At 45.9% G+C, this 9,683-nt stretch carries 9 protein-coding genes; 2 read left to right on the top strand and 7 right to left on the bottom strand.

The genetic code is table 11. From position 1 onward, the window contains the following. Positions 1-276 precede the first annotated feature (276 nt). Positions 277-1,278 carry a sugar-binding transcriptional regulator gene (locus tag IQR33_RS11135; protein WP_005387670.1) on the top strand — a complete coding sequence of 334 codons (1,002 nt, stop codon included), beginning with the start codon at positions 277-279 and terminating at the stop codon, positions 1,276-1,278. Positions 1,279-1,443: 165 nt separating this feature from the next. Here IQR33_RS11135 and IQR33_RS11130 read toward each other — a convergent pair whose 3' ends face one another. The 5 genes from IQR33_RS11130 to moeA all read right to left on the bottom strand — a co-directional run bounded on the left by IQR33_RS11130 (position 1,444) and on the right by moeA (position 7,198). Next, a complete protein-coding gene (locus tag IQR33_RS11130) occupies positions 1,444-2,274 on the bottom strand; it encodes a sulfurtransferase (RefSeq protein ID WP_047101230.1) in 831 nt (276 codons plus the stop codon). A gap of 140 nt (positions 2,275-2,414) precedes the next feature. Continuing rightward, a complete protein-coding gene (locus IQR33_RS11125; RefSeq protein ID WP_017819903.1) occupies positions 2,415-2,909 on the bottom strand; it encodes a hypothetical protein in 495 nt (164 codons plus the stop codon). Between the two features lie 12 nt (positions 2,910-2,921). After that, on the bottom strand, positions 2,922-5,027 hold the full coding sequence (locus tag IQR33_RS11120) for an LruC domain-containing protein (RefSeq protein WP_064369355.1): 2,106 nt from the start codon (positions 5,025-5,027) through the stop codon (positions 2,922-2,924). Between the two features lie 176 nt (positions 5,028-5,203). Continuing rightward, entirely contained in the window at positions 5,204-5,953 is a 750-nt protein-coding gene (moeB, locus tag IQR33_RS11115; RefSeq protein ID WP_038895741.1) for a molybdopterin-synthase adenylyltransferase MoeB, read from the bottom strand. A 9-nt stretch (positions 5,954-5,962) separates the two neighbouring features. Next, positions 5,963-7,198, bottom strand: a complete 1,236-nt coding sequence (moeA, locus tag IQR33_RS11110) for a molybdopterin molybdotransferase MoeA (RefSeq protein WP_017635208.1) — start codon at positions 7,196-7,198, stop codon at positions 5,963-5,965. A gap of 287 nt (positions 7,199-7,485) precedes the next feature. Here moeA and folE point away from each other — a divergent pair, with 287 nt between their 5' ends. Continuing rightward, complete coding sequence (folE, locus tag IQR33_RS11105) at positions 7,486-8,139, top strand: GTP cyclohydrolase I FolE (protein WP_005373478.1); 654 nt, start codon at positions 7,486-7,488, stop codon at positions 8,137-8,139. A 45-nt stretch (positions 8,140-8,184) separates the two neighbouring features. On the opposite strand, the gene IQR33_RS11100 is transcribed toward folE, so the two are convergent. Both IQR33_RS11100 and IQR33_RS32840 read right to left on the bottom strand, forming a co-directional pair. After that, on the bottom strand, positions 8,185-9,132 hold the full coding sequence (locus tag IQR33_RS11100; RefSeq protein ID WP_005373475.1) for a TDT family transporter: 948 nt from the start codon (positions 9,130-9,132) through the stop codon (positions 8,185-8,187). Positions 9,133-9,393: 261 nt separating this feature from the next. After that, on the bottom strand, positions 9,394-9,683 hold a 290-nt coding region (locus IQR33_RS32840), incomplete at its 5' end, for a chloride channel protein (protein ID WP_228013861.1).

The following is a 9,683-nucleotide window of genomic DNA, read 5'->3' as shown; positions in this document are numbered from 1 at the left end:
TATCCTATCTATGCTGAAAGTCAATCGCTGAAATGGACTTATAGTGAACTTCATCAACGTTTTTTTACTGTGTGTTTAGTGGTTAACCCAAATAAACGATTGCCCTTATTGTTCAAAGCTTGAGCGTTGTCCAAGAGGGTAAAAAATTGTAGTGAGAAAATGTTATTGCGATGAGCAAATGTAGCGTTTAAATTGATAAAGAACATATGCTAAGTCAATGAGCATATGTTCACTTATTGCATACAATATCGATCCTCTTAAAGGGCGAGAGAAACCATGAGCAGTTCTAATCAAGATATTTCCATTGAAAACACGGATTTGTTGACAGAGATTTCCGTCGCGTATTATCAAGACGGTGCGACTCAGGAAGAGATATCGAGAAAATTTGCCATATCACGCGCAAAGGTCGGGCGAATGCTCAAGCAGGCGCGTGATGAAGGCATTGTTGAAATTACCGTTAAATACCATCCGGTGTTCAGCGCCAAGATTGAACAACGTTTGATCGAGCGATTCGGCGTTAAGCGCGCGCTTGTTGCTCTTGATCAACCGAATGAAGAAGCGCAACGACTACAGGTATCGGGATTGGTGTCCAATTATCTCACTAGCACGCTCAAAAACGGCATGGTGGTGACGGTCGGACAAGGGCGCAACGTGTCGTCTGTCGCTCACCATATTGGTGTTATTACGCCGCGTGACTGTAAATTTGTGTGTGGCATTGGTGGTATTCACCCGCGTGGCGGTATGTATAACGCCGACCATATTTGTCGTCAGTTGGCGAAGAAATATGGGGGAACCTCTGAAACCCTTTATGCGCCGGCATACGCAGAAAATAGAGAACAGAAGTTGGCCTTCATGCAAAATGCAACCGTGAAACAAACGCTCGACCTAGCACGTAAAGCCGATGTTGCTTTGGTTGGTATTGGTGACATGAGCGAAAACAGTTACATGGTCGACTTAGGTTGGTTTACGCCTGATGAAGTGGTTCAGTCGAGACTTCAACAAGGTGTGGTAGGGGATTTTGCAGGTTATGACTTCTTTGATATTCACGGTAATGTAGCGAACACGGTAATGAGTGACCGAGTAATTGGACTTGGTATTGAAGAGTTTCGGCCGATCTCGGAAGTCATTGCGATCGCAGCTGAGAACAGCAAGCCACTCGCTCTACTCGGAGCATTAAGAACTGGAGCGATAGACGTGATCGCCACGAGCGTTAGTAACGCATTAACCGTGCTCAACTTAGATGAGCAAATGCACGGTAACGCGACATCTGAACGCTAACGGAAATAGTCGGCTTTTGATGTAGTCAGGCTATGAGGAGGGACAAATCACTCATAGCCAGTTTCTATTTCGAAATGACAAGTTTGGTTTAGAAGCTGCGTTTAGTTTATTGGAACACATCATCTTTAGATAAACGTAAGATACTTTGTTAAACAGACACTTGTCTTAACGCTCGATAGGTAGAGAGTGGTCAGCACCCCATTCGGTCCAAGAACCGTCGTACACCGACAGATTGTCTAGACCAATTTGATACGCCGCGAGTAATAAAATGCATGCGGTTACACCGGAACCGCAACTAAAAATAATCGAATTGTCACTATCTATCGTTAGTGCGCTAAATATCTGTTGCAACTCTGAGTTTGGTTTAATGTGACCGTTGGTCAAGAGTTCTTGAAACGGTAAGCAAACCGAATTTGGAATGTGCCCACTACGTAGACCTTCTCGTGGCTCAGGCACTTCACCAAGGAATCGTGCTTTGGCTCTGGCATCGATGATGTTGGCACTTTTATTGGTTGAATGAGCAAGAACATCTTGTGCACTCAAAAAGGCATTTTGGTTGAGCTTACCTGCAAAGTTACCTTCTTCGCTTGGTTGCGATAGGGTACTTTCAACAGGGAATCCGGCTTCAATCCAAGCGGGAAGGCCGCCGTTTAAGACTCGAACATTATCATGTCCCATAGCTTTGAACATCCACCAAGCTCTTGGCGCGGCTAAAGTGCCTGAGTTGTCATAAACCACAATCAAATCTTCGTTGTTCAAACCGAGTTGTTGCGCACTTTGGTTGAAGCCTTCTTCTGTTGGCATCATATGCGGCAGGGAAGAACCGGGTAAGCAAAAGTCATTGTCGTAATCGAAGCGTAAAGTATTTGGAATCCACTTATCTTGAATCTTTTTGCCTTCAGAAGGGATTTGAAACGCAATACTAGCGTCGAGGAGCTTGACGTTAGGTTGGCCGAGAAGGCTATTGAGTTCATCAGTACTAATCAGTGCTTGCATTGTCTTTAGTTTGCTAGGTGGATAATCTTACTGTTTTACAACAAAAAAATCGCATGTTCAAAAGAACGATGCGATTTTTAAGCTTGAGATTGAAGATTTATGATGAAAGGTCGCTTTCGCCATGCCTTCAATCTATCTAGTTACATGGTCCAAGTGTTGTCTCCAGAAGTAATCACTTTCTGAATTGGGTCACTGCCGTCATAGAACCAAATTTCAACAAGTAGGCTACCTTGGCTATCAGAAACATTAAAGTCGACGTTTGCTGTACCGTTGTTGAGTGGAACCGATGCGACTTTGCTTGGATATTTTGCATCGTAGTTACCTGAACTGTTCTCGACAAACTCTTTGTACACACTTAGGTGTGCACGTTGTGAAGAGAAACCACTGATGTCTACATTGAGCGTACCCTCCGTCACTGAGTTGTAGCTAAAGCCATCCGGTACTACTAGGTCCTGCATGGTTGCATTTTCTACAGTTACGGTAGTCTCTTCTACGGTTGTTTCTTCCTGTTGGGTTGTGTCTTCCTCTGCAACGGTGGTTTGGGTTGGTGAAGGTGGTGTACTGTTACCACCTCCGCCGCCACCGCCACAAGCCGTTAGTGCTAATCCCATGATGATTGTGATAAGTGCTTTCATAATGTTATCTCCCTATGGAATGTAGCATTTGTTAGGTGTTGGAGCGGTGTGCCAATCTGTGCTTCGTTCGCCACCAGACTCAGCCCAAGTTTGGAATTGAGGGTATGCATCGACCATGTCTACACGCTCTAGCGGCCAATCCCAATCTTCTACTATCAACAGTGCCCAAGGTAAGTTGTTTGCTGTTTTGAAGTACACACCTTGCGCAGGGGCACTTGCATCGACGCCGACACCGAAGAGGTTTTGGTCATCAAACTGTTCTGTTGGTGCTTGGTCTGCTAAGTGAACTTCCCATTTACGACCTGGTTGGAAGGTAATCCCGTCGCCATGGTAAGTCCCCGGCGTTGCGAAGATGAACGGGTCGTATGGCATGGCTTGAATGGCTGAACGGTCAGAGCCTTCGGTGAAGTACACATTCAAGGTAAAGGTGAGTGAAACGTTATCATCACAGCCAGACTCGGTACGGAAGTAGCTACAGCTGCTAGCCGCGTGTGTGCTTAAGTCTTCACTGATGATGAAAATTGCTTCATCAGAAATACTTTCCAAACCATTAGATGCTTGTTCTACACCATTGAAGGATAGCGTTGTTAATCCGTTTTCAATCGAGCTTCTCAATACACCCGGTAGTCGGATTGCGAAGCCATTTTTGTAACTTGCGCCGTAGGCCGCTAGGTCACCTGTAATCTGGATATTCTCAACATGACCAGCAAGACTGGTTTCAGTGATGCGGAATTTCACGACCACATCGTTCATGTCGTAGTCTGCGGTGTATGGCCAGTTATCTTCGTAAGCCACGGTGGCGTAATCTTCTGCACTCGGGAAATACTCCACTGAGTAACCATTACCAGTGATGGTAATTGGGTAATCTTCCACCTCACCAGACGTCGAACCACCATCGTAGTTTAATCCGGTTTGTTGGCTAAAGCGGAATCGGCTCCAGCTAGACCCTTCCGTTGCAGCGGTTGAAACTACAAACGGTAGGGGATTATTACCCGCAGACAGTAATTGGTCGGTAAAGACTTGCTCACCTTCATCATCAAAGTCACCATCGCGGTTCCAGTCAAACCATGCTGATAGGTAGCCAGAAGTAGAAGCTGTCACATTCACAATTGAGCTTAAGCCTGGATCAAGTGCGGATACAAAACCAACACCATCTTCATCGGCTGTGCCCACAGAGTTATCGTTTGCCTGTCCGTCGGCATCACCATCTGGAGCAACAGAGCCAAGCCAAGTTGCACCGTCCACTTCGTGGCGAGGACCGTTTGACGCAAGCGTGGTGTGGTAGCTGTCTGGAGCATCACCAAAATCAATTGGCTCGTCTTCGTTAATCACCGGAGCATTTGCACAACGTGCACCGTCATTTTGGCTTGAGCTTGGACCGTTGGATACAAACTCAACCGCAGGAACGATACCTGCTGCGATATTGGCTGCGTTACCTTCCGAAAGGTCAACGCGATAGATTTTGCCATCTTGGTTACGTGACACGTAGTAGTTGCCGTTTACATCGAAGTAGCCAGCACCAAATGTGCCTTTCTCACCTGTGTCACCTATCGCAGTTGCGCTACCATTTGATGGGTTGAACTGATATAGCACACCAGAGTTGTTGTCGATGCCGTAAAGGGAGCCATCACCTGGATGGAATGCAAAGTCGGTTAGGTTCACAGTCGCTGTTGAGCTGATTTTCACGATGCTCAATGTCGCATTTGGATCAGAATCGAGCGGAGAAAGGTCAATGGAGAAAAGTCCTTTGCCTTTGCGGTACAAGTAGTAGACGTGGTTGTAAACGTCACCTACGTAAAACGTGTGGTCGGTAGGAAGACCCGAAACATCAAGTGTCTCTGCTTGGAAGTCTTGACCAAGACGAACAATCTTTTTGTTTGTGGTGTCGTAGCCGTAGATATAACGGTCAGTGAAGTTAAAGCCTACACCGTTGATGCCCGAAGCCAAACCTGTGTCGTCCTCTAAAAGAGTCGTAGAGCCTGTAACCAAATTGACGCCATAGATTTGAACCGGGGTTGATTGGAACAGGTATGCTTGGCTTGGGCACGTATCAAATGGCGCCGCTTGTGCGTAAGCGCTCGCTATTAGAGACCCAAGTAGTAGTGATGTCCTTTTCATAATTCGCCCTCTCATTGGTTCGTGATATATGCAATGAAAGGAATGTGCCAACTTTTAAGTTGTTGAATTTTATTGATTTAATATTTGTAAGAAGAGGGGTTTTAAATCTGATTGTCAAAATGAGAAAAAAGCCCAACATCGAGTTGGGCTTTTTGGGAATGATTAGAGGTTTAGAACTAACTACAAACCGGACAGGTTGGCATTTTCATCAGATTCATTTCTCGCCAAGACATGCTGAGCGCGTCCAAAATCAGAATTTTGCCTTTCTTTGGTTGGCCGTAATCAGCAATCACTTTGATCGCTTCCATCGCTTGTACTGCGCCAACAATACCCACAACAGGCGCCATGACTCCGGCTTCGACACAACTTAACGCACCGCTGCCGAAGAGGGCACTTAAGCACTGGTAACATGGTTGTGCTGGATCATCGTAAGTAAACACACTCACTTGGCCCTCCATACGAATGGCCGCGCCTGAAATTAGCGGTGTTTTGGTCGCAAAACATAGGCGGTTAAGTTGATTGCGCGTATCGACGTTATCTGATGCATCGACAACAATAGTGTGTTGCTTAATCAGGCTTTCTAACGCTGTATCATCAAGACGTTTTGCGATGGTATCTACGATAATGTGCGGATTAAGTTCGCGTAGTGCATCTGCCGCTGATTCTACCTTCTTACGACCAATATCTGCATCGTGGTGCAGCACTTGGCGCTGAAGGTTAGACAATTCGACGATATCATCATCAATCAGTGTGATTTTACCGACACCAGCAGTGGCCAAATATTGGCTTGATGCGCAGCCTAAACCGCCAGCACCAAGCATCAATACCGATGCTTGTTTGAGTGCTTCTTGTCCTTCAAAGTCAAACTGACGAAGAATGATTTGGCGGTTGTAACGCAGCATTTCCTGATCGGAAAGAATATCCACAACGACTTCCTAGTAAAGGGTTGAGTTGAATAGTTGAATCTGAACCGTTTCGCCCACTTCAACTCGGCCGCGTTCGCGTTCCAATACAACAAAGCAGTTCGCTAGGCTCATTGAGCGGAACGCGCCAGAGCTCTGGTTGCCGGTTGTTTCAACCACAAACTTACCATCTTCCAATGTGTAGATACCACGTTGATAATCGGTACGACCTGGCGCTTTCTTAAATGCGGTTTTGGTTGTTGCTGGAATAGACTCGGGTGCTTTCCATTCGGTATGACCTGCAAGTTTTGCCAGCATTGGTTGAACAAGCACGTACATAGTAAGAACTGCAGAAACCGGGTTACCTGGCAGACCACAGAACCAAGCAGTGCTTAGCTTGCCAAATGCGAAAGGTTTACCCGGCTTGATTGCTAGCTTCCAGAAGCCAATTTCACCAAGTTCTTCAAGAATGTCTTTGGTGTAATCTGCTTCGCCTACACTGACACCGCCTGAGGTCACGACCACATCTGCCAATGTTTGCGCTTGCTCAAAGGTCGCTTTTAGAGTCTCTGGGCAATCTGGAATGATACCAAGATCAACGGCTTCACAACCGAAGTTCTCGATAAGCGGTTTAATACCGTAACGGTTGCTGTCGTAGATCTGACCTTCGTCTAGCGGTTCGCCCAGTGGTTTAAGCTCGTCACCAGTAGAGAAGAACGCAACTTTTGGTTTACGTACTACAGTCACATGGCTAACACCAAGAGACGCAATCATCGGAATATCGCGAGGTGTCAAACGCGCACCTTTTGCCAGTACGATGTCGCCTTGTTTGATGTCGTCACCTGTTGGGCGGATGTTGTTTTGCGGCTTCACGTCAGTTTGGTTGAACTGAATGCCAGCATCCGTCACTTCTGTGTTTTCTTGCATTATAACGGCATCACAACCCTGTGGGATTTTTGCGCCAGTCATGATGCGAACACAGGTACCTTGAGGCCATTCACCTTCAAAAGGTTGTCCTGCAAATGATTTACCTGCCAGAGGCAATACAGAAGATGACTCAAGATCTTGAATGCGAATAGCGTAGCCATCCATTGCTGAGTTGTCGAATGGCGGTACGTGGATAGGAGACAAGATATCTTCTGCCAGTACAAAACCGAGTGCTTCAGCAAGTGGAAGAGAAAGCGTTGTTTGGATAGGTTTGATTCGCGATAACATTTTGTCCATCGCTTCTTCAATTGGCATCAAGCCAGGTGCGTCGCAGCAGCCCATTGAGAAAATCCTGTGTTCTTTTGTTTTGTGGCAACTTTACCATAAAAGGGGACTGAGTAAGAATGTCCACCTATAAAATATGGGTGTAATTATTCAAAAATCCGAGTATCCTTGTCAGCCATCCAAAAGGGGTAAAAAACCTGCGGAGCTCAAGAAAATCAGCTCAGTACCTTCATCTGATGTGACTTGGTGTAAAGACACGAACTGAGCAACTCAAAGCGAAAAGTATGAATGCAATTTTGATTGGGTTTGTACGAAGGCTGAAGTAAAACAAAAGAGGAAGTGGAATGTCAGGTCTTAGCGAGTCAGCGAAGTTAGTAAAAGAAGCGCTAGAGCAACGCGGTTTGGAAACGCCAATGCGTCCAAACAACGTAAGTCGTGAAGAGAAGAAAGAGAAGATCGAACACCACATGCGTGAGATCTTAGGTCTGCTTCAACTTGACCTTACCGACGATAGCCTAGAAGAAACCCCACACCGCATTGCTAAGATGTACGTTGACGAAATCTTCTCCGGTCTGGATTACTCTAACTTCCCTAAAATCACGGTGATTGAGAACAAGATGAACGTGAGCGAGATGGTTCGCGTGAAGGACATCACAGTGACCAGTACTTGTGAACACCACCTTGTGACCATTGATGGCAAGGCGGCTGTGGCTTACATTCCACGTGGCAAGATCATTGGCCTATCAAAGATCAACCGTATCGTTCGCTTCTTTGCCCAGCGTCCACAAGTTCAAGAGCGTATGACTCAGCAGATTCTTGTTGCACTTCAAACGTTGCTTGAGTCTGATGATGTGGCAGTGACAATTGACGCAACACACTACTGTGTGAAATCTCGCGGTGTGATGGATGCAACCAGCGAAACCACGACAACAGCATTGGGCGGTATCTTCAAAAGCAACCCAGCAACGCGTGCCGAGTTTCTGCACGGTTTACGTTAGGTAACCAAGCACTATTCTAAGAGGATGGCAAACGCCATCCTTTTTTTATGCTTGTTTAGAAAATGACTTCATGATTTCTGGCCAATACATTTTGACGTAACCTGCCGATACCCAAACAACCAATACAGTCGCGATACTGAGCTCTAGAAAACCAAAGTCGTGCAGCCAGTGCCAGTGAGGGTGCGATTCGGCAAAAAAAGAGGTTAAGCGATGCATTGCGATAGCGCTGATCACGGAAGGAAAGGTTACTGCCGCGATAGAAGGTTGAAACTTCAAGCGAAGTAAGCGGAAGTAACATAAGTAGATCAATAAAGTCATAGTGATGGCGATCCCTGCCAATGCGCCTGTCAGTATCGGATCAGGTAAGGGAAAGTTCACCAAGTATGCTGCTAATGACAAGTTTACCGGCGCGGCCATAATCGCGAGGGTCGGTCTTGCTCGCCTTGGTAGAGAGCCGAAAAACACTAAACGATACAACACGAGTGGCAGCATGAAGAAATAAATGCCGATGCACATCATCGCTAATGTTTCGGAGAATAAGTTGTGACCTAGTTGAGAACCGGCTAGTGAACTACTGATTAGCCCCACCGGATAAAGAAACCAACTCGGTACGATATTGGACATTTTGAAGTTCATTAGCTGAAAGCTAAAAAACAGCACCATCATAGTAAAATGCAGCAAAAGCGCCATAAACCAAAGTGGATAAGCGATGATAGGTGCTACAGCGGCAAGATAATCTGCAAGGATCAGTAACGCCATACTCATTGGTGCCATTAAACTACCACTCAGCGGGTGACGAATGTCGACCATGAATAATCGTGGATTCGCGGCATATTTTATGAGTACAGGGGCGAGTAAAAGTGCGCCGAGTGACGCCAAAAATGGGCGTATCGGTTCACCAATCTCAGGAACATAGAGTGCCCAAGCTTGCCCTAAACCTATCATACCTAGTGCCAACGCGGCTTGAGACGGCGGGACACTATAAAACTGCACAAGTCTTCTCCAGTTCAAATCTACTCCATTTGATTTTTGCCTGAATGAAACAAAACATGACGATTTGGATGAAATGCTCTATTTAAGTAGCGAATACTAACAAGTATGGAGAGGGGTTTCTCATGAAAGGTGGTGAGCAAATATCAGAGAATGATAATTTTGTGAGTTTGGTATCGAATATTTGGAAAAAGATGCAAAAATGCAGAGTTTATCGCTCCAAACCCTTCGATAGTCCGGAGCGAAGTGATAACAAAGAGAATGTTATGTTGATTGATTCTCCGGTAGATCCTGTTGGCGTAACTTTTCGTTTTTGATTGTGCGATGCAGCAGCTGGCTGTAAATAGGTTGTCCACCCAACAATTGAGCAATAATCACAGCGCCCAAACAAGTAATGATCAATGGCAGGATTAAGTAGTAGTTATTCGTCATTTCAATCACTAACAAAATACCAGTAATCGGTGCACGTACCGTTGCAGCAAACAGTGCACCCATGCCCGCAATCGCAAATACACCAGGCTCGATATCAAGCACAGGGAGCAAGACATCAGCAC

The sequence above is a fragment of the Vibrio sp. OPT46 genome (assembly GCF_015163535.1).
Lineage (GTDB): Bacteria > Pseudomonadota > Gammaproteobacteria > Enterobacterales > Vibrionaceae > Vibrio > Vibrio alginolyticus.
Note: the sequence above shows the minus strand (reverse complement) of the source record. Positions and strands in the feature narration are given on the sequence as shown.